The sequence below is a fragment of the Hydrogenophaga laconesensis genome, from assembly GCF_031457235.1.
In the GTDB taxonomy this organism is placed as follows: Bacteria; Pseudomonadota; Gammaproteobacteria; order Burkholderiales; family Burkholderiaceae_C; genus Hydrogenophaga; species Hydrogenophaga laconesensis.
Genome location: NZ_JAVDWE010000010.1, coordinates 89,603 through 108,875, shown reverse-complemented (window position 1 = coordinate 108,875; position 19,273 = coordinate 89,603). Strand labels below are relative to the sequence as shown.

19 protein-coding genes are annotated in these 19,273 nt (G+C 67.5%); 5 read left to right on the top strand and 14 right to left on the bottom strand.

Annotated elements, in window-relative coordinates:
• Positions 1 to 24 precede the first annotated feature (24 nt).
• From J2X09_RS17505 to exaC, 4 genes are all read right to left on the bottom strand, one after another.
• A complete protein-coding gene (locus J2X09_RS17505) occupies positions 25 to 873 on the bottom strand; it encodes a quinoprotein dehydrogenase-associated SoxYZ-like carrier (protein ID WP_310308894.1) in 849 nt (282 codons plus the stop codon).
• A complete protein-coding gene (locus tag J2X09_RS17500; RefSeq protein WP_204732068.1) occupies positions 873 to 2,972 on the bottom strand; it encodes a TonB-dependent receptor family protein in 2,100 nt (699 codons plus the stop codon). Before J2X09_RS17500 ends, J2X09_RS17505 begins: the two co-directional genes overlap by 1 nt.
• A gap of 131 nt (positions 2,973 to 3,103) precedes the next feature.
• On the bottom strand, positions 3,104 to 3,475 hold the full coding sequence (locus J2X09_RS17495) for a DUF779 domain-containing protein (RefSeq protein WP_204732069.1): 372 nt from the start codon (positions 3,473 to 3,475) through the stop codon (positions 3,104 to 3,106).
• 127 nt (positions 3,476 to 3,602) lie between these two features.
• The gene (gene exaC, locus J2X09_RS17490; RefSeq protein WP_204732518.1) at positions 3,603 to 5,123 is read right to left on the bottom strand and encodes an acetaldehyde dehydrogenase ExaC; all 1,521 of its coding nucleotides are present in this window, start codon (positions 5,121 to 5,123) and stop codon (positions 3,603 to 3,605) included.
• 200 nt (positions 5,124 to 5,323) lie between these two features.
• Here exaC and J2X09_RS17485 point away from each other — a divergent pair, with 200 nt between their 5' ends.
• A complete protein-coding gene (locus tag J2X09_RS17485; protein ID WP_204732070.1) occupies positions 5,324 to 5,512 on the top strand; it encodes a hypothetical protein in 189 nt (62 codons plus the stop codon).
• A 60-nt stretch (positions 5,513 to 5,572) separates the two neighbouring features.
• On the opposite strand, the gene J2X09_RS17480 is transcribed toward J2X09_RS17485, so the two are convergent.
• From J2X09_RS17480 to J2X09_RS17445, 8 genes are all read right to left on the bottom strand, one after another.
• Positions 5,573 to 5,983 (bottom strand): DUF3597 domain-containing protein, encoded by a 411-nt coding sequence (locus tag J2X09_RS17480; RefSeq protein ID WP_204732071.1) that lies wholly within the window; start codon positions 5,981 to 5,983, stop codon positions 5,573 to 5,575.
• Between the two features lie 102 nt (positions 5,984 to 6,085).
• Complete coding sequence (locus J2X09_RS17475) at positions 6,086 to 6,931, bottom strand: ABC transporter ATP-binding protein (RefSeq protein ID WP_204732072.1); 846 nt, start codon at positions 6,929 to 6,931, stop codon at positions 6,086 to 6,088.
• Positions 6,928 to 7,926 carry a FecCD family ABC transporter permease gene (locus J2X09_RS17470; protein WP_204732073.1) on the bottom strand — a complete coding sequence of 333 codons (999 nt, stop codon included), beginning with the start codon at positions 7,924 to 7,926 and terminating at the stop codon, positions 6,928 to 6,930. The genes J2X09_RS17475 and J2X09_RS17470 overlap by 4 nt, the downstream gene beginning before the upstream one ends.
• A 2-nt stretch (positions 7,927 to 7,928) precedes the next feature.
• A complete protein-coding gene (locus tag J2X09_RS17465) occupies positions 7,929 to 8,972 on the bottom strand; it encodes an iron ABC transporter substrate-binding protein (RefSeq protein ID WP_310308891.1) in 1,044 nt (347 codons plus the stop codon).
• Positions 8,959 to 9,693, bottom strand: a complete 735-nt coding sequence (locus J2X09_RS17460) for a molybdate ABC transporter substrate-binding protein (protein ID WP_204732075.1) — start codon at positions 9,691 to 9,693, stop codon at positions 8,959 to 8,961. The genes J2X09_RS17465 and J2X09_RS17460 overlap by 14 nt, the downstream gene beginning before the upstream one ends.
• A 173-nt stretch (positions 9,694 to 9,866) precedes the next feature.
• Entirely contained in the window at positions 9,867 to 10,685 is an 819-nt protein-coding gene (locus J2X09_RS17455) for an ABC transporter substrate-binding protein (RefSeq protein WP_204732076.1), read from the bottom strand.
• Entirely contained in the window at positions 10,682 to 11,467 is a 786-nt protein-coding gene (locus J2X09_RS17450) for an ATP-binding cassette domain-containing protein (RefSeq protein ID WP_204732077.1), read from the bottom strand. Before J2X09_RS17450 ends, J2X09_RS17455 begins: the two co-directional genes overlap by 4 nt.
• Position 11,468: 1 nt before the next feature.
• Positions 11,469 to 12,206, bottom strand: coding sequence for an ABC transporter permease (locus J2X09_RS17445; RefSeq protein WP_204732078.1), 738 nt, complete (start codon positions 12,204 to 12,206; stop codon positions 11,469 to 11,471).
• A gap of 121 nt (positions 12,207 to 12,327) precedes the next feature.
• On the opposite strand from J2X09_RS17445, the gene J2X09_RS17440 reads away from it, so the two are divergent.
• Complete coding sequence (locus J2X09_RS17440) at positions 12,328 to 13,455, top strand: substrate-binding domain-containing protein (protein WP_204732079.1); 1,128 nt, start codon at positions 12,328 to 12,330, stop codon at positions 13,453 to 13,455.
• A gap of 1 nt (position 13,456) precedes the next feature.
• On the opposite strand, the gene J2X09_RS17435 is transcribed toward J2X09_RS17440, so the two are convergent.
• Together J2X09_RS17435 and coaBC are read right to left on the bottom strand one after the other, a co-directional pair.
• Positions 13,457 to 14,047, bottom strand: a complete 591-nt coding sequence (locus tag J2X09_RS17435; protein ID WP_204732080.1) for a nitroreductase family protein — start codon at positions 14,045 to 14,047, stop codon at positions 13,457 to 13,459.
• An 11-nt stretch (positions 14,048 to 14,058) separates the two neighbouring features.
• On the bottom strand, positions 14,059 to 15,285 hold the full coding sequence (coaBC, locus tag J2X09_RS17430; RefSeq protein ID WP_204732081.1) for a bifunctional phosphopantothenoylcysteine decarboxylase/phosphopantothenate--cysteine ligase CoaBC: 1,227 nt from the start codon (positions 15,283 to 15,285) through the stop codon (positions 14,059 to 14,061).
• 107 nt (positions 15,286 to 15,392) lie between these two features.
• On the opposite strand from coaBC, the gene pyrG reads away from it, so the two are divergent.
• Genes pyrG through eno form a run of 3 tightly spaced genes read left to right on the top strand, consistent with a single transcriptional unit; the run spans position 15,393 to position 19,272 of the window.
• Positions 15,393 to 17,069, top strand: a complete 1,677-nt coding sequence (gene pyrG, locus J2X09_RS17425; RefSeq protein ID WP_204732082.1) for a CTP synthase — start codon at positions 15,393 to 15,395, stop codon at positions 17,067 to 17,069.
• 20 nt (positions 17,070 to 17,089) lie between these two features.
• The gene (kdsA, locus tag J2X09_RS17420; RefSeq protein WP_204732083.1) at positions 17,090 to 17,947 is read left to right on the top strand and encodes a 3-deoxy-8-phosphooctulonate synthase; all 858 of its coding nucleotides are present in this window, start codon (positions 17,090 to 17,092) and stop codon (positions 17,945 to 17,947) included.
• A gap of 38 nt (positions 17,948 to 17,985) precedes the next feature.
• A complete protein-coding gene (eno, locus tag J2X09_RS17415; RefSeq protein WP_204732084.1) occupies positions 17,986 to 19,272 on the top strand; it encodes a phosphopyruvate hydratase in 1,287 nt (428 codons plus the stop codon).
• Position 19,273 lies beyond the last annotated feature (1 nt).

Genomic DNA, 19,273 nt, shown 5'->3' with positions numbered 1-19,273 from the left:
CGGTGAGCACGCAGAGCAAAGGCTTCATGCGGGCACCGCCGCGTCGATGCGGTTGCCGTTGTTGTCGCGACCGACGAGCCTGAAGTGCCCGGTGAGCTGCCGGGGCAGCTCGAAGGTAATGAGCGGGTTCTCGGACACGGGCTCGTGCAGCACGAGGCGCCAGCATGGGCGGTCGGTGGCATCGAGCAGTTCGAGTTGCTCCAGGTGGAAGGCCGGGATGCCGGCCACCAGCCCGGTGTCCATGGGGTGCATGATGCGCACGCGCAACCGCCGGCTGCCTTCGAGCACGCTGCTGAAGAAGCGCGCCTGCACCTGGTTGAGCGTCTGGCTCCAGCTGCCGTCGGCGCGCGTGGCGCCGGGCACGGTGCAGCCTCCGCCTGCGGCCTGCACCCAGGTGCCGCCCGCGTGCCAGCGCCCGTCCTGCGTCTGCACCAGCGCGCGCACGGGCGAGGCCTGTTCCAGCCGCAGGCGAAAGGCCAGCACGGGCAGCGACAGCAAGGGCTCGTAATCGAGCACGTGGCGGATCGGGTTGCGGTCGACCACCACGCGGATGCGGGCCACCGCCGCACCCGCGCTGGCCAGCGCACGGGCATCCACCATCACGGGCACGTTGAGTGCGTCGTCCGCGAACGCGGGGCCTTTCACGGAGACCTGCCCGCTGAACCTCACGGGGCCGGCTCCGACGAAGGCGCGTTGGATGTCGGGCCACTGCGTGGAACCCAGCGGGTCGCCCTCGGTGGGATCGCCAGCACCCCAGGCCATGTGCCACGGCAGGGCGCCCATCAGCACACCGGCACCGAGCAGCTGCCGGCGCCGCAGGCGTTCGCCCACCTGCCAGAAGGCCGAACGCCAGACGTGGTTCAGGGCGTTCATCAGAACGCATAGCTGGCGCTTGCGCCCAGCCCCCATTGCCGGCCAGGGGCCGGTTCGAAAAAGCGGCGGTTGCTCTCGTTCGCAATGACCGAACCCACGTAGGCCTTGTCGGCGATGTTGTCGATGCGCACGTATTGCTTGAATCGCCAGGCGCCCACCCGTTGTTCCCAGCCCAGACGCGCATGGAACACGGTGGCCGCATCGGTGCGGTCGGAATTGAGGTCGTCCACCGCCATGCGGCCGGTGTGCACCATTTCCAGCGCGGCGGTGAAGCCCGGCCAGATCTGCGGCTGCCAGACGACTTCGCCGAACAGCGTGCGCTGCGGCGTGCCGGGAATGCGGTTGCCGCGCGGCACCGTGCTGCCACTGCTGGAGAAAGCCTCGACAAACCGCGCGTTCAGCGTGGTGAGCGCCAGGTGGGTGCGCCACTGCGGCGTCCACTGCGCGCTGTGCGCCAGCTCGATGCCCGAGCGGCGCGTCTTGCCCGCATTGGTGTAGAAGGTGCGCCCACCACTGCTGGAAGCCACGACGATCTCGTCGCGGGTATCGACGTGGAAAAGCGCCACGTCCAGCCGCTGCCGCTCGGAGAGCCGGGTCTTGAAGCCGAGTTCGGCCAGGGTGCTGCGCGCATCGCGCAGGGCGAGGTTGGGGCCACTGGCACCCGCGCGGTAACCCAGCTCGGCAAAGGTGGGCGTTTCGAAACCGCGCCCGATGTTGAAGTACAGGTTGCTGTCTGCACCGAAGTGCCGCGTGAGGCCGATCACCGGGTTGGTGGCACTGAAGCTGGCGCGTCCGCTGTCATCGGGGTTGCCGGGGCGGATGAAGAAGTCGTTCACGCGGAAGACCACGCGGCTGGCGCGCAGACCGGCCACGGCGCTCCAGTCTTCGTTGATGAGCCAGTCGGCCTGCGTGTACAGGCCGGTGCTTTGCACGGTGTCGTCCTCATCGCGCTTGAGCGCGCCCTGCACGCCGAAGTTGTTGATGAAGCCCTGCCGGTGTTCGCCCATGCGCTCCACATCCAGCCCCACGCTGTAGCGCACCTGCCCCAGCCCCACCGCGTCGCGGCGGCTGTAGCGCAGGCCGGCGCCACTGTAGTCACGGTCCAGCCGCACCACACCGCCGGCGGAGGTGGCGGGCAGTTGCGCAGCCAGGGGAATCGAGAGGCGGTTGTCGAGGTCGCGCTGCCCGGCGTACACGCGTGCGGTGAAGTCGCTCTCGCCATCGATCCGGTGGTCCAGCACCACGCCCAGCTGCCGTTGCGACACATCCTTGCCGGCCTTGTAGTCGGTGGAGCGCACATCGGCCTGGCGCGGGTTGGCCTGCATCTGTGCGCGCGTGAGGCCCAAAGGGTCGCCCGACACGGGCTGGTCGAACACGTTGGCCACCACGGTCAGGCGTGTGTCTTCGCCGACGCTGGTGCGCAGCCTGGCGTTGAGGTGGCGGCGCTCGGCGGCGCTGTTGGCGCGCCAGCCATCGGTGCGGAAGTCGCTGTAGTCCACCACGTAGTTCACGCCGCCTTGCTGACCGGCGGCCTGCACCCCGTAACGCCTCAGGCCCTGGGCGCCCGCGTCGACGCTGAAGCGCAACTCGGGGCGCGCGGGTCCATCGGCCGTGAACACCTGCACCACACCGGCGGACGAGTTGCCGTACAGCTGCGCGAGCGGGCCGCGCAACACCTCGATGCGCCGGGCGGACGCCAGGCTGATGGTGGAGGCCTGGCCCTGCCCGTCGGGCATGGTGGCGGGAATGCCGTCAACGATGAGCCTGGCGCCCCGTATGCCGAACGGCGCGCGCGAGCCGGAACCCCGGATGGACAGCTGCAGGTCTTGCGCGTAGTTCTGGCGGTTCAGCACTGTGATGCCGGGCACGCGGTTGAGCGATTCCGACAGGTTCACGCGCGGTCCGGCGGACTCGATCACGTCCTGCCCCACGGCCTGGATCGCGGCGGGCGCGTCGAAGCTTTGCTGCTCCTGGCCGCTGGCCGAGATGACGACCTCCTGCAGGATCTGCGCGTGGGCCCCGTCAGAGAGGGCCAGGAAGGCGGCCAGGCAGGGGGCGGCGCGCAAGGGCCGCATCGGGGCGGTGAATCGCTGGGGCATGTGTGTCTCCGGTATGGCGGCGGGGACGTGCCCTCGCCGTCTTCTTCTGTGTCTCACCTGGGCATGCAACAAGAAACATGCCATGCCCCAGGCGGGCCAGAGTGTTCAGAAATGGAACACCCGGTACAGCTTCACGGCGTTTCCTGCGCTTCCAGCTCGGCCATTTCCTTCACCGTGAACACCCGCGAACGCGTGTGGAACGCCTTGCCCTCGGGGCCTTCCAGCGAGAAGGTGCCGCCATGCCCTTCGATCACGTCGATGATGAGTTGTGTGTGGCGCCAGTACTGGTACTGCGCCTTGCCGATGTAGAACGGGCAGCCGCCGATGTCACCCAGGTAGACGTCGCCCGCCCCGGTGGTGATCTCGCCGAGCAGGTAGCAATTGGCCGCGCTGTTGTCGCAGCAGCCGCCGCTCTGGTGGAACATCAGGCCGGGGCCGTGCAGGCGCTTGAGGTGCTCGATCAGCTCCACGGCCGCAGGCGTGGCAATGACTCTTTCAACCATGAGAGATCTCCTTGGGTCTTACCGGAGCGAAATGTCCCGACAAGAACGCGGCGGGTCCGGCTTCACCGGCCCGCACGCGTTGCCCCCTTGAGGGGGTGACGCGCCGCGGGTGCGGCGCGGGGGTGGATCAGAAGAACCCCAGCTTGTTTTCGGAATAGCTCACCAGCAGGTTCTTCGTCTGCTGATAGTGGTCCAGCATCATCTTGTGGGTCTCGCGACCGATGCCCGATTCCTTGTAGCCGCCGAAGGCCGCGTGCGCGGGGTACGCGTGGTAGCAGTTGGTCCACACGCGACCGGCCTTGATGGCACGGCCCATGCGGTAGGCCACGTTGCCGTTGCGACTCCACACGCCGGCACCCAGGCCGTACAGCGTGTCGTTGGCAATGGCCAGCGCTTCGGCCTCGTCCTTGAAGGTGGTCACGGCCAGCACAGGGCCGAAGATCTCTTCCTGGAAGATGCGCATCTTGTTGTGGCCCTTGAACAGCGTGGGCTGCACGTAGTAGCCGCCCGACAGGTCACCACCCAGGTCGGCCTGGCCACCGCCGGCCAGCACTTCCGCGCCTTCCTGCCTGCCCAGGTCGAGGTACGACAGGATCTTGGTGAGCTGTTCCTTGCTGGCCTGTGCGCCCATCATGCTGTCGGTGTCCAGCGGGTTGGCGTGCTTGATCGCGGCCACGCGCTGGAGCACGCGCTCCATGAACCTGTCGTAGATGCTTTCCTGGATCAGCGCGCGGCTGGGGCAGGTGCACACCTCACCCTGGTTGAAGGCGAATAGCACCAGGCCTTCGATCGCCTTGTCCAGGAACGCGTCGTCCTTGTCCATCACGTCGGCGAAGAAGATGTTGGGCGACTTGCCACCGAGTTCCAGCGTGGCCGGAATCAGGTTGTTGGCGGCGGCCTGCGCGATCACGCGGCCGGTGGTGGTGGAGCCGGTGAAGGCGATCTTGGCGATGCGCTTGCTGGTGGCCAGCGGCATGCCAGCCTCGCGGCCATAGCCGTTGACGATGTTGAGCACACCCGCGGGCAGCAGGTCGGCGATGAGCTCGGCCAGAATCAGGATGGAGATGGGCGTGGATTCGGCGGGCTTGAGCACCACCGCGTTGCCCGCGCCCAGCGCGGGCGCGAGCTTCCAGGCCGCCATGAGGATGGGGAAGTTCCACGGGATGATCTGGCCCACCACGCCCAGCGGCTCGTGGATGTGGTACGCCATCGTGTTCTCATCGATCTCGCTGATGCCGCCTTCCTGCGCGCGCAGGCAGCCCGCGAAGTAGCGGAAGTGGTCCATGGTGAGCGGGATGTCCGCATTCAGCGTTTCGCGGATCGCCTTGCCGTTGTCCACGGTTTCGGCGTAGGCCAGCAGTTCCAGGTTCTGCTCGATGCGGTCGGCGATCTTCAGCAGCACGTTGGCGCGCGTGGCGGCGTCCGTCTTGCCCCACTTGTCAGCGGCGGCGTGTGCCGCGTCGAGCGCGAGCTCGATGTCTTCGGCAGTGGAACGCGCGGCCTTCGTGTACACCTTGCCATTGACCGGCGTGATGACGTCGAAGTACTGGCCCTTCACCGGCTGGACCCAGCGGCCTCCAATGAAGTTGTCGTACTGGGGCTTGTAGGTGATCTTGGCGCCGGCGGCGCCGGGTGCGGCGTAGAGCATGTTGTCTTCCTCTGGGTGGACATGGATGGCAGTGGCCTGCATGCGCAGGTTCCCACCTCACCTCAAGTTTCATGCCACCGGAAATGGCCAGCAAATCGCTGCACGACAGAACACCCGCCGGCGGAACATTGCTCCAGGGCCGCGCAACGCCGCCCTGCGGCTGTGCCAAACCGGCACAGGCGGTGTGCCATCATCGCCCGATGAGCAAAGACGCCAGCGAACGCTCGAAGACCGTCATGCAGGTGATCGGCATCGCCGGCCTCGTGGGCATCATGGCCATGCTCTTCCACAAGGGTTTCACCGACATTTCGGTGATCTGGCAACAGCACTCGGGGCCGGATTTCTGGATCGCGCTGGCGCGCTACCTCTTCCGCAACCTCGCGGGTTGAGCCCCGCAGAAACGGCAACGCCCCGCAAGCGGGGCGTTGTGCCAGGCCGAAAGCGGCCGATCAGCTGAACAGTTCCTTCGGCACGTTGCCGCCGTTGGCCGCGATGTGCGCCAGCACGTTCTTGTGCAGCCACATGTTCATCTGGGCCGAGTCCTTCATCAGCTCATCGGGGCAATACAGCTCCTTGGCCAGTTGCTTGCGCGCCTCCAGGCTGCTGTCGAGTTCCAGCAGCTTGAGCAGGTCGACAATGGAGGTCTTCCAGTTGAGCTTCTGCGGATTGGCCTTGGCTTTCTGCTCCATGAGGGCCATCACGTCGACCATGGTGATGGAGGCCACCGCCGGTGCGGCGGCGGGCGCTGGAGCAGCGGCCGGTGCCGGGGCGTCAGCGGGTGCGGACGGCGGCGTGATCACTGGTGCCGCGGCGGCTTTCGACATGCCGAGCTTTTCGAGAATGTTGCTGAAAAATCCCATGAAGGTACTCCTTGTCGTTGATGGCAGGCGGAACATGGACAAACCATGCGCTCGGCGAGTATGGCCGCTGTGCGATGACAGGGCAAGCGCGTTAACAGATCATCAAGAATTCGCGGCCGGCGATGCCCCCGGCGCCGGCTCGGGCAGGAACGCGGGCAGGCCACCGGCCGCATCGTGCACCGTCAACACACCGGCGCCGTACAGCGCCCGCAGCGCGCCGGCCTCGATCACCTGCCCGGCAGCGCCCTCGGCCATCACGCGGCCTTCGCGCATGAGCATGGCGCGATCGGCACAGCGCAGGGCCTGGTTGGGGTCGTGCGTGGTGAACAGCACCGCGAGGCCCTGGGCCGCGAGCGCACGGATGGCATGCATCACCAAGCCCTGGTTGCCGAAGTCGAGGCTGGCGGTGGGCTCGTCGAGCAGCACCGCGTGCGGCTGCTGCGCGAGCGCGCGGGCGATCAGCACCAGCTGGCGTTCGCCACCGCTGATCTCGTGCACCGAACGCACCGCGAGGTGCGCAATGCCCAGCCGCGCCAGTGCCTCGTGCGCCACGGCGCGGTCTTTCGCGCCGGGCCGCGCGAGGAGGCCGAGGTGGGCGGTGCGCCCCATCAGCACCATCTCCAGCGCCGTGAACCCGAAGGTGCTGGTCTGGCCCTGAGGCACGTAGGCCAGCACGCGCGCGCGCTCGGCCAGCGGCCATGCAGCGAGCGTGCGGCCTTGCAGTTGTACCGCCCCGCCCAGTGCGGGCAGCAGGCCCAGCAGGGTCTTGAGCAGCGTGGTCTTGCCACAGCCGTTGGGGCCGAGCAGCGCGAGCACCTCGCCACCCGTGAGCGAGAGCGAGAGGCCCGAGCCCACCAAGCGGCCCGGATAGCCCACGCCCAGATCGGTGGCCTCGAGCAGGGCGGTCCCAGGAACACCTTCGCCCTTTGGGGCCGACGCGGCGCTCATGTCCATCCCTTCGAGGCGCGCCGCAGCAGCACGATGAAGAACGGCGAGCCGATCAGCGCGGTGAGGATGCCCAGGGGAATTTCCACCGGGGCGGCCGTGCGCGCCAGCGTGTCGATGAGCAGGAGCAACCCGCCACCCAGCACGGCGGAGGTGGGCAGCAAGCGCACGAACGAGGGGCCGACGAGAAATCGCGCCAGGTGCGGCACCACGAGCCCGATCCAGCCCACGATGCCCGCCGCCGCCACGCTCGCGGCCGTCACCAGCGTGGCCGCCGCGACGATCAGCAGCCGCAGGCCGGTGGTGCGCGCGCCGAGCGAGCGCGCCTCTTCCTCGGGCAGCGACATCACGTCCATGCGCCAGCGCAGCAGCAACAGCACCACGGTGCCGAACGCCACCGGCACGATCAGCGACGGCACGTCGTTCGCGTGCGCCGCGGCCAGGCTGCCGAGCAGCCAGAAGGTCATGGCGGGCAACTGGTTGTAGGGATCGGCCAGCACCTTCACCATGCCGATGCCCGCGCCCAGCAGCGAGCCGATGACGATGCCCGCCAGCAGCAGCACCAGCACCGGGTCGCCATGGCGCACGGTGGAGCCCACGCCGTAGACCAGCGCCACCGCCATCAGCCCACCGGCGAACGCCGCCATCTGGATGCCGAAGACACCAAACGAGAAGAAGATGCCGAGCACCGCGCCCAGGGCCGCGCCGGCCGAGGCGCCGAGGATGTCCGGCGATACCAGGGGATTGCGGAACAGCCCCTGGAACGCCGCGCCGGCCACCGCGAGTGCCGCACCCACCGCGATGGCGGCCAGCACACGCGGGCCACGCACCTGGAACACGATGGTCTGCACCTGCTCGTTTGGCGCGGGCGCGCCCTGCAGCACCGACCACACCAGCTGTGCAAGGTCGGACAGGGGAATGTCGATGCGGCCCTGCGTGAGCGCCAGCAGCACCCCCATGACGAGCACCAGCACCGCCCACAGGCCGCCGCCCCGCATGTTCAGTCCCGGCCCGCCAGCACGCGCTGCACCTGCGCAGGCGTGAGGTCGACCTGGTAGAAGAGCTTGTAGAAATCGCGCGTGAGCGTGCCCAGGTCTTCGGGGAACAGCGCGGGAAACACCTTGCTACCCAGCCACCACAGGCCCGGCAGGCGGTTCACGCTGGGCGGAAAGTCGATCCAGCCGAAGGGCAGCTTGGGCGAGAGGTGCACGCGCCCGCTCTTCACCGCGCTCACGCTTCGCCACAGCGGGTTGTTGTGCACGGTCTGCGCGAAGGTCTGGTCGATGGTGACGATGACTTCCGGGTCCCAGGCGAGCACCTGTTCGATCGACAGCGTGGCCAGCCCGCCCTGCAGGCCGGCGGCCACGTGGCGGATGCCCATGGCCTCGAACATCTCGACGTTGATGGAGCCGCCCAGCCCGGTCTCCAGCCCCTCGGGGCCTCGCGCGTAGTACACGCGCGGTGGCGAGGTGGCGCGCGCGACGCGTTCGCGCACGGTGCGCAGCGTGTCGGCGGTGTAGCGCGCGAGCTGTGCGGCCCGTTCGGTGCGGCCGGTGAGTTCGCCCAGCAGCGTGTAGCCCTGCGCCGTGGCATCCAGCCTTCCATCGAGCAGCGCGTAGGGAATGCCGGTCTGCGCCTGCACCCGGTCGGCCAGTTCGACGAAGGTCTGGCGCGTGGAGCCGGCGTCGACGATCAGGTCCGGCTTGCTGGCCAGCAGCTGTTCGAGGTTGGTGGTGTTGCCGCGGCCGGTGAGCCGCCCCACTTCAGGCCGGTTGCCGATGCCGGGCAGCAGGAATTCGAGTTCGGGGCCGCGGTTGGCACGCGGCCAGCCGATGAGCGCGTCGGGCGCGAGCGTGTAGAGCCAGATGGCCGCCGGCGGACCGGCCGGAAAGATGCGCTGCACCCGCGCTGGCACGCTCACGCGCCTGTTGGTGCCGTCGGTGACGCTGCGCGTCTGTTGTGCCCACGAGGGCAGGCAGGCGGCAGCACCGGCGGCGATCAGCAGATCGCGCCGGCGCAGCAGAGCGTGCTCAGGGTGTTCCAAAGCCGTAGCGCGCGAACGTGGCCTGCGCAGGCGGGGCGAGCAAGGCCTTGGCAAACGCATGGGCCTCCGCGGGCGCGCCTTGTCGCACCGTGAGGCCATACGCCGCGCCCACCTGCAGTTCGGTGGGCACCTGCACCAGCTTCAGGCGCGGCACTTCCTTCTGCGAGGCCACGGCGTTGGTGCAGTACGTCAGGAAAACATCGGCCTGGCCCTGTTCCATCACCCAGGCGTAGGTGCCCCGGCCAGCCGGCGGCTTGGGCGAATCGGGGCCGCCAGTGAGCTTGAGCGCCTTGGCGTCGAGCGCCGCGTAGGCGCCGGCACGCACGCCCTCGGCCTTGCGGAACAGTTCCCACGCGTAGTCGCCCGAGGGGTCGGCCTTGGGCGTGGACGTGCCCAGCTTCACCGCCGGGTTGAGCATGGTGTCCAGCAGGTTCTGCGGCGTGGCGTTCACGTTCGCCTGTGTCAGCGCGCACAGGCTGTTGCGCACGAACACGGTGTGCGGTGCCCAGTCACCCGCGGCGGCCAGGCGCTGGGGGTGCTGGGTGTCTGCGGAAGCGAACACCATCGCGCCCTCGCCTTTCTCGATGCGCTCGCGCAGCAGGCCCGAGGCACCGAACGTCAGCGCGATCTTCTGCCCGGTGCGCGTTTCGTGGTCGCGCGCGATTTCGGTGAGCACCTCGCGCAGGCTGCCGGCGGCATAGACCTGAACCGGTTCATTCATGGGTGCATTCTGGGGTGTGGCGCAAGCCGAAAGCAACAGCAGGCAACCCGTCAGTGCCCCCAGCAGCAGCCCCTTTCCAGAGGCACCGCGGAAACGGCTCCGGCGGGCCGCAGGTGTTGCCCCCTGAAGGGGGGATGCGGCTACACGCAGTGAGCGAGCAACGGGGGTAGGCACTATTTCGCCGCATTCGGGAAGAACAGCTGCTCGCCACCAATCCTGTAGCTGGCAATGGCCGCCTGGCCGGCCGGGCCGGTGACCCAGTCGATGAACTTCTGGCCTTCAGCGGTCTTGACCTGCGGGTGCCTGGCGGCGCTCACCAGCATCACGCCGTACTGGTTGAACAGGCGCTTGTCGCCCTCCACCAGCACCGCGAGATCGGCGCGGTTCTTGAAGTTGAGCCAGGTGCCGCGGTCCGACAGCACATAGCCGCCGCTGCTGGCCGCGATGTTGAGCGCCGGGCCCATGCCGCAACCGCATTCCTTGTAGCCCGTGCCCTTGTTGGCGTCGGTGTCGGTCATCTTCCAGAAGCGCAGCTCGGCCGCGTGCGTGCCGCTCTTGTCGCCACGCGAGATGAATTCGGCGTTGGCCGTGGCGATCTTCTTCAGTGCCGCCACGATGTCGTCGCCCTTGGTCTTCGCTGCATCGGCCTTGGGGCCGATGAGCACGAAGTCGTTGTACATGACCTCCTGGCGCTTGGCGGAGAAACCGTCGGCGACGAACTTCTCTTCGGCCACCTTGTCGTGCACGAACAGCACGTCCGCATCGCCCCGGCGCGCCATGTCGATGGCCTGGCCGGTGCCCAGCGCCACCACCTTCACGTCGATGCCGCTGGCCTTCTTGAACTCGGGCAGCAGGAAGGAGAACAGGCCCGACTGTTCGGTCGACGTGGTGGACGCCACCACGATGCTCTGCGCGAAGGCGCCCGCACTGGCGAGCAGGCCGGCGGTGCCGAGCACAGCGGCGAGGGTGAGTTGGCGGAAGGTGCTTTTCACAGGCTTTCTCCTTGGACAAACAAATGGGCCTGCGGGCAGAGGGACCGCAGGAGATCGTGGTTGAAAAAATCCTTCACCGGCAGATCCGCCAGCAGGCGGCCTTGCTCGAGATACACGACGCGGCTGGCCAGGCGCTTGACCTGGCCCAGGTTGTGGCTGCTGAAAACCAGCGTGGTCGGCCGCCCGGTGGGCTGGCCGTCCACATCGCGCTGGCCGGCGGCGGTGAACTCGGCGATGAGCGCTTCCACCTCGCGCTTGGCGTGCGGGTCCAGGCTCGCCGTGGATTCGTCGAGCAACCAGACGGCCGGGCGCAGCGCCCAGGCACGCGCGAGCGCCAGGCGCTGCTGCTGGCCACCCGACAGGGCGCGGGCGTTGCGCTCGGCCAGATGGCCCATCTCCACGCGCTCCAGCGCCTGCAGGGCCAGCGCCCGGGTCTGCCGCGCGGGCACGCCGCGCAGCCACAGGCCGAGCTGGATGTTGCGCCGCGCGCTCATGCGCAGCATGTGCGGTCGCTGGAACAGCATGGCCACGCGCTGGTGGGCCGGCGTGTGCAGCTCGCCGGTGCTGGGGCGCTGCAGGCCGTGCAGCGTGCGCAGCAGCGTGCTCTTGCCACTGCCGTTGGCACCCACCAGCGCCACGCGCTCGCCTTCCCCGATGCGCAGGAAGATGTCGGTGAGAGCCTGCAGGCGCGACGCGGGGCCCAGGTGGACCTGCACACCGCGCAGGTCGAAGCAGGGTGTGGCGGCCACGGCGTGGCGGGCGGTGGAAGGCATGCCACTCATGTCAGGTCGCCACGGGCACCACGGCCGTGCCACCCGCGCCGTCCGCGCGCTCGCGCCAGCGGCTGAGCAGCGACACCATGGCGTTGAGCACCAGCACCACGGCCAGCAGCACCACACCCAGGCCGAGCGCCAGGGGCAGGTCGCCCTTGCTGGTTTCCAGCGCGATGGCAGTCGTCATCACACGGGTGAAACCTTCAATGTTGCCGCCCACCACCATCACCGCGCCCACCTCGGAAACCGCGCGCCCGAAAGCCGTGATCAGCACGGTGAGCAACGCGTAGCGCTCGTCCCAGGCCAGCAGCAGGCTGCGCAGCACGGAACCTGCGCCCAGCGAGGACAACTGCTCGCCGTGGCTGCGGTCGGCGTCTTCCACCACCTGACGCGTGAGCGCGGTCACCAGCGGCAGCACCAGCACGGCCTGCGCCAGCACCATGGCCTTGAAGCTGAACAGCCAGCCCAGAAAGCCCAGCGGGCCGGAGCGCGACAGCAGCAGGTAGATGACGAGACCGACCACGACCGAGGGGATCGCCAGGAAGGTGTTGAGCACGGTGAGCACCGCGCCACGGCCGGTGAAGCGGGCGGCGGCGAGCCAGGCGCCCATGACCAGTCCCAAACCGCAGGCGATCAGGCAGGCGGTGGCACTGACCGCGAGCGAGCGCATCACCACCGTCCACAGCCCCGGGTCGCCGGAAAGAATCAATCGCAGCGCGGTGGCGACGCTGTCGGAAAACGTGTTCATATGTTCGTCCGAGCTTATGGGACCGCTCTGAAATTGAGAGTACGTAATGACGCGGTATGAAATGGCCTGCATAGGCTGGCCAGGCCGGGCGACATCGACGTTTGGTGCACACTCGGCGTCCATGCGAAAGATCGAGCTCTCTTACACGCTGACGCCCCCCTCGTCAGAGCGCTCGCCCCATCCCGCCCTGTTGCGCAATCCCATGATGGATGTGCTGCACGCGGTGCGCAGCAGCGGTTCCATCTCGGGTGCGGCGCGGGAACTGGGCCTGTCGTACCGCCACGTATGGGGCCAGTTGAAAGACTGGGAGGCCGGACTGGGCCAGCAGCTCATCTTCTGGGAACGCGGCCAGGCCGCTCGCCTGACCCCCTTCGGTGAACGCCTCCTGATGGCCGAGCGCCTTGCGCAGGCGCGCCTGGGACCGCAGATGGAGAGCCTTCGGGCCGAACTGGAGCGGGCCTTCTCGATGGTGTTCGACGAAGGCCGGCACGGAAGCCCGGGTGGCGTCCTCACGCTTTACGCCAGCCACGATCACGCCCTCACCGAGCTGCAGCGGTACGCCGACAAGGCCACCGAGAACCGCCATCCCGCGCCACCCCTGCACATGGACATCCGCTTCTGCGGCAGCGTCGACGCCATTCGGGCGCTCAACGAAGGCCGGTGCGAACTGGCTGGATTCCACACCCAGCCCTTCGCGGCAGCCGGCAGTCTGAGCGCACGCGCGTACCGGCCACTGCTCAAACCTGGCCTGCACAAGATCATCGGCTTTGCCCGCCGCTCGCAAGGCCTGATGGTGGCACCGGACAACCCGCTGCGCCTGCGCGAAGTGGGTGACGTGGCACGCCTGCAGGCGCGGTTCGTGAACCGGGCCATCGGCACCGGTACGCGCCTGCTGCTTGATGAGTTGCTGGCCCAGGCCGGGCTGCTCCCCCAGGACATCGTGGGCTACACCCACGTCGAGAGTTCACACGCCGCGGTGGCGCATGCGGTGGCGAGCGGCACTGCGGACGTCGGCCTCGGTACCGAGTACGCGGCGCGCGCGCAGGGTCTGGGGTTTGTTCCCCTGACGCAAGAGCGCTATTTGCTGGTCTGTCTCAAGAGCGCACTCGAACAGCCCGCCGTGCAGCAATTGCTGCAACGCCTGCGCAGCCGCACCTGGCATGACCACCTCAACAGCCTGCCCGGCTACGCCACCGATCACTGCGGTGAGGTGGCGGCCATGAAGCGACTCTTGCCCTGGTGGGATTGACCTAGGCAGGCGGCCAGTCGCTCATCACGTCGGCCGCGTCGGGCTTGTCAAACTTGGGGGTTCCTGTCTTGCGCGGCGTGCCCAGCACCATCCAGCCCACCAGCTGTTCGCCGGGGCCGCAGAAGGCCTGCATCACCGGCACCGAGCGCACCTTGGCGCCGGAGAGCATCTTGCCCCCGTAGCCCATGGCGTGGGCGGCATTGAGGAAGTTGGTGAGGGCGCCACCGACGGTCATCCATTGCTCATGCACGGTGGCCACCGGGTGGCCGGTGTCGATGCGCGCAATCACGGCGACCAGCAGGGGGATGCCCAGCGCGCGGTGACGATCAAGAGCCGCATCGGCAGCGCTCTTGCCGGCGTTCGCAGCAGCCTGTTCGAACAGATCTGCGAGTCTTTCGAGCGCGGAGCCTCTCACGGCGGCAAAACGGAAAGGGATCAAACCCGCGTGGTCAGGGGCACGTAGCGCGGCAGCGGTCATCTGCAGCAATTCGTCCTGCGCGGGCGCGGGGTCCACCAGGTGCTTGCCTCCCACCGAGTAGCGGCTGAGCAGGACACCGACAGTGCTGCCGCTCGTCGGATCCGTTCGTCTCATGGGCGAAACATTCAAGACGTCAGTCGCCGCGCGATCTCGCCCACCAGCTGGCGCGCCAGCACCAGTTTCGGCGCCCGGGGCAGTTCCTTCATGCCTTGCTCGTCGACCAGCAACAGCGCGTTGTCGTCCTGGCCAAAAGTGGCCGGGCCGATGTTGCCCACCAGCAGCGGCACGCCCTTGCGCTTGCGCTTGGCTTGCGCATGCTCCTCCAGGTCGTGGCTTTCGGCCGCGAAACCCACGCAGTAGAGCGCACCGCTTTTCGCACGCGGCGAGGCAGCGATGCTGGCCAGGATGTCCGGGTTCTCGACGAAGGACAGCGTGGGTACCGCGCCGGAGCCGTCCTTCTTGATCTTGTGTTCCGCCGATTGCGCCGGGCGCCAGTCGGCCACCGCTGCGGCGGACACGAAGACCGTGGCGCTGGGCAGCAGCAGATCCAGGCTCTTCTGCATGTTCAGCGCCGATTTCACGTTCACCCGCCCCACGCCGCGCGGCGTGGGCAACCCGACGGGGCCCGCCACCAGCGTGACCTGCGCGCCGGCTTCGTGCGCCGCCCGCGCGATGGCAAAGCCCATCTTGCCGCTGGACAGGTTGGTCAGGCCGCGCACCGGGTCGATGGCCTCGAAAGTGGGACCGGCGCTCACCAGCACGTGCTGGCCCGCCAGGGGCTTGGGCTGGAAGAAGCGCCCGATGTCGTAGAGCAGCTCCTCGGGCTCCAGCATGCGGCCGTCGCCCGTCTCGCCACAGGCCTGTTCGCCCGCCCCCACATCGAGCACGGTGGCGCCATCGGCGCGCAGCTGCTGCACATTGCGCATCGTGGCCGGGTGGGCCCACATCTCGCGGTTCATGGCGGGCGCCAGGATGAGCGGCACCCGGTCGATCGGCCGGGCGAGGCACATCAGGCTGAGCAGGTCGTCGGCCCGGCCATGCACCAGCTTGGCCATGAAGTCGGCGCTGGCGGGCGCCACCACGATTGCATCGGCCTCGCGGCTCAGGTTGATGTGGGCCATGTTGTTGTCCACCCCGCCCGACGTGCGCGAGTCCCACTGCGAGGTGAACACCGGCCGGCCGGAGAGCGCCTGCAGCGTCACGGCGGTGGCGAACTGCTCGGCCGCCTCGGTCATGACCACCTGCACGGTCGCCCCGTCCTTGACGAGCGCGCGGCAGAGTTCGGCGGCCTTGTAGCAGGCGATGCCTCCGGAGAGGCCCAGGACGATGTGTTTACCCGTGAGATCGTTCATGGGCGCAATGTAGCAGTGAGTACCGGCAGGGGTAGCACCTGCGGGGAAAGGGTCGGCCTTTATAATCGCCATTTCCACCTCCTGCGAGCAACCGGCTCGCCCGAGACATGACCAAATTTGTGTTCGTCACCGGCGGTGTGGTGTCCTCCCTGGGCAAGGGCATTGCCTCCGCATCACTGGCCGCTCTCCTCGAGTCCCGCGGCCTCAAAGTCACCCTCATCAAGCTCGACCCGTACATCAACGTGGATCCGGGCACCATGTCCCCCTTCCAGCACGGCGAGGTGTTCGTCACCGACGACGGCGCCGAAACCGACCTGGACCTGGGCCACTATGAGCGTTTCATCGAAACGCGCATGAAGAAGACCAACAACTTCACCACCGGCAAGATCTACCAGTCGGTGCTGGAGAAGGAACGCCGTGGCGACTACCTCGGCAAGACGGTGCAGGTGATCCCGCACGTCACCAACGAGATCCAGGAGTTCATCCAGCGCGGCGCGGGCATCGGCACGGCCGACGCGGTGGACGTGGCCATCGTCGAGATCGGCGGCACCGTGGGCGACATCGAGTCCCTGCCGTTCCTTGAAGCCGTGCGCCAGATGAGCCTGCGTCTGGGTCCGAACAGCTCGGCCTTCGTGCACCTGTCCTATCTGCCCTGGATCGCCACCGCTGGCGAACTCAAGACCAAGCCCACGCAGCACACCGCCAAGGAGCTGCGCGCCATTGGAATCCAGGCCGATGTGCTGCTCTGCCGGGCCGACCGCCGCATTCCCGACGAGGAACGCGCCAAGATCAGCCTGTTCAGCAACGTGCCCGAATGGGGTGTGATCTCGATGTGGGATGTCGACACCATCTACAAGGTGCCACGCATGCTGCACGAGCAGGGCCTTGATGGCCTGATCTGCGACAAGCTGCGCATCAACACCCCGCCGGCGCAGCTCAAGCGCTGGGACGACCTCGTGTACGAGGTCGAGCACCCACAGAACACCGTGAAGATCGCGATGGTCGGCAAGTACGTGGACCTGTCGGACAGCTACAAGTCGCTCAACGAAGCGCTGCGCCACGCGGGCATGAAGAGCCACGCCAGGGTGCAGATCGAGTACATCGATTCCGAAACCATCAACCCCGGCAACGTCGGCAAGACGCTGGGGGCGTTCGATGCCATCCTGGTGCCTGGCGGCTTCGGCAAGCGCGGCATCGAAGGCAAGATCTGCGCGGCCCGCTTTGCGCGCGAACAGAAGGTGCCCTACCTGGGCATCTGTCTGGGCATGCAGGTGGCCACCATCGAGTACGCGCGCCACGTCGCCGGCCTGAAGGACGCCAACAGCACCGAGTTCGAACCCGACACGCCCCACCCCGTGATCGCCCTGATCACCGAGTGGAAGGACGCCGATGGCAGCATCCAGCAGCGCAGCGCCAGCTCCGACCTGGGTGGCACCATGCGCCTGGGCTCGCAGAGCTCCGACGTGGCCGATGGCACGCTGGCCCACCAGATCTACGGCCCCGTGGTCACCGAGCGCCACCGCCACCGTTACGAAGCGAACGTGAACTATCTGGACCAGTTGCGCCAGGCCGGCCTGGTGATCTCGGCCCTCACCCAGCGCGAGCAACTCACCGAGATCGTCGAGCTGCCGCAGAAGGTGCACCCCTGGTACGTCGGCGTGCAGTTCCATCCCGAGTTCAAGTCCACCCCGTGGGACGGCCACCCGCTCTTCAACGCCTATGTGAGGGCCGCGCTGGCGCACCAGGCGGCCACTTCAGATAACCGCAAGCCCGTCGCTGCCTGACCGTCCAAGGAAATCCACCCATGAAACTTTGCGATTTCGACATCGGGCTCGACCACCCCTTCTTCCTGATCGCCGGCCCCTGCGTGATCGAGTCCGAGCAGTTGCAGATGGACGTGGCCGGTCAGCTGAAGGAGATCACCGGCAGCCTGGGCGTGCCCTTCATCTTCAAGAGCAGTTTTGACAAGGCCAACCGCAGCAGTGGCACGAGCTACCGCGGCCCGGGCCGCGACAAGGGCCTGGAAATCCTCGCAAAGGTGAAGCGCGAACTGGGCGTGCCCGTGCTCACCGATGTGCACAGCGAGGACGACATTGCCGATGCGGCGAAGGTCTGCGACGTGCTGCAGACGCCCGCCTTCCTCTGCCGACAGACCGACTTCATCCGCGCCGCGGCCCAGAGCGGCAAGCCGGTGAACATCAAGAAGGGGCAATTCCTCGCGCCGCACGACATGAAGAACGTGATCGACAAGGCGCGTGCGGCGGCGAAGGAAGCCGGCCTGAACGAGGACAGCTTCATGGCCTGCGAGCGCGGTGCCAGCTTCGGCTACAACAACCTCGTCTCCGACATGCGCGGTCTGGCCATCATGCGCGAGACCGGCGCGCCCGTGGTGTTCGACGCCACCCACAGCGTGCAGTTGCCAGGCGGACAGGGCACCAGCAGCGGCGGCCAGCGCGAGATGGTGCCGGTGCTCGCCCGCGCGGCGGTGGCCGTGGGTGTGGCCGGCCTGTTCATGGAAACCCACCCGGACCCGGCCAAAGCCCTGAGCGACGGACCCAATGCCGTGCCCCTCAAGCACATGAAGGCGCTGCTCGAAACCCTGCTCGCGCTCGACACCGTGACCAAGAAGAACGGTTTTCTCGAGAACCGTTTCAACGCCTGATTTCCCATTTCTGTTTCTCACCCAAAGGTATTGAATCCATGAGTGCAATCGTTGACATCGTTGGCCGTGAAGTTCTGGACAGCCGCGGCAACCCCACCGTCGAGTGCGACGTGCTGCTGGAGAGCGGCGTGATGGGCCGCGCGGCCGTGCCGTCGGGCGCGTCCACCGGTTCGCGCGAAGCCATCGAGTTGCGCGATGGCGACAAAAGCCGCTACCTCGGCAAGGGCGTGCTCAAGGCGGTGGAGAACATCAACACCGAGATCAGCGAAGCCGTTCTGGGCCTCGACGCCTCCGAGCAGGCCTTCCTCGACAAGACCCTGATCGACCTCGACGGCACGGACAACAAGGGCCGCCTGGGCGCCAACGCGATGCTCGCCGTCTCCATGGCCGTGGCCCGTGCCGCCGCCGAAGAGGCCGGCCTGCCGCTGTACCGCTACTTCGGTGGCATGAGCGCGGTGCAGATGCCCGTGCCCATGATGAACATCATCAATGGCGGCGCGCATGCCAACAACTCGCTCGATCTGCAGGAACTGATGATCATTCCCGTGGGCGCACCCAGCTTCCGTGAAGCCCTGCGCTGGGGAGCCGAAGTCTTCCACGCACTCAAGGCCATCCTGCACGACAAGCACATCAGCACCGCTGTGGGCGACGAAGGCGGCTTTGCCCCTTCGGTTGAAAACCACGAAGCGGCTCTGCAACTGATCCTGCAGGCCATCGACAAGGCAGGCTACACCGCCGGCGACCAGATTGCCCTCGGCCTGGACTGCGCGGCCAGCGAGTTCTACAAGGATGGCAAGTACGTGCTCGAAGGCGAAGGCGGTATCAGCCTGAGCGCCGAACAGTGGACCGACATGCTGGCCACGTGGTGCGACAAGTACCCCATCGTGTCCATCGAAGACGGCATGGCCGAAGGCGACTGGGACGGCTGGAAGGTGCTGACCGAGCGCCTGGGCAAGAAGGTCCAGCTGGTGGGTGACGACCTGTACGTCACCAACACGAAAATCCTGAAAGAAGGCATCGAGAAAGGCATTGCCAATTCGATCCTGATCAAGATCAACCAGATCGGCACGCTGACCGAAACCTTTGCCGCTATCGAGATGGCCAAGCGCGCCGGCTACACCGCCGTGATCAGCCACCGTTCGGGCGAAACCGAGGACAGCACCATCTCCGACATTGCCGTGGGCACGAACGCTGGCCAGATCAAGACCGGCTCGCTCTCGCGCTCTGACCGCATGGCCAAGTACAACCAGTTGCTGCGCATCGAGGAAGACCTGGGCGACGTGGCCGTGTACCCAGGCCGCGACGCTTTTTACAACCTCAGGTAAG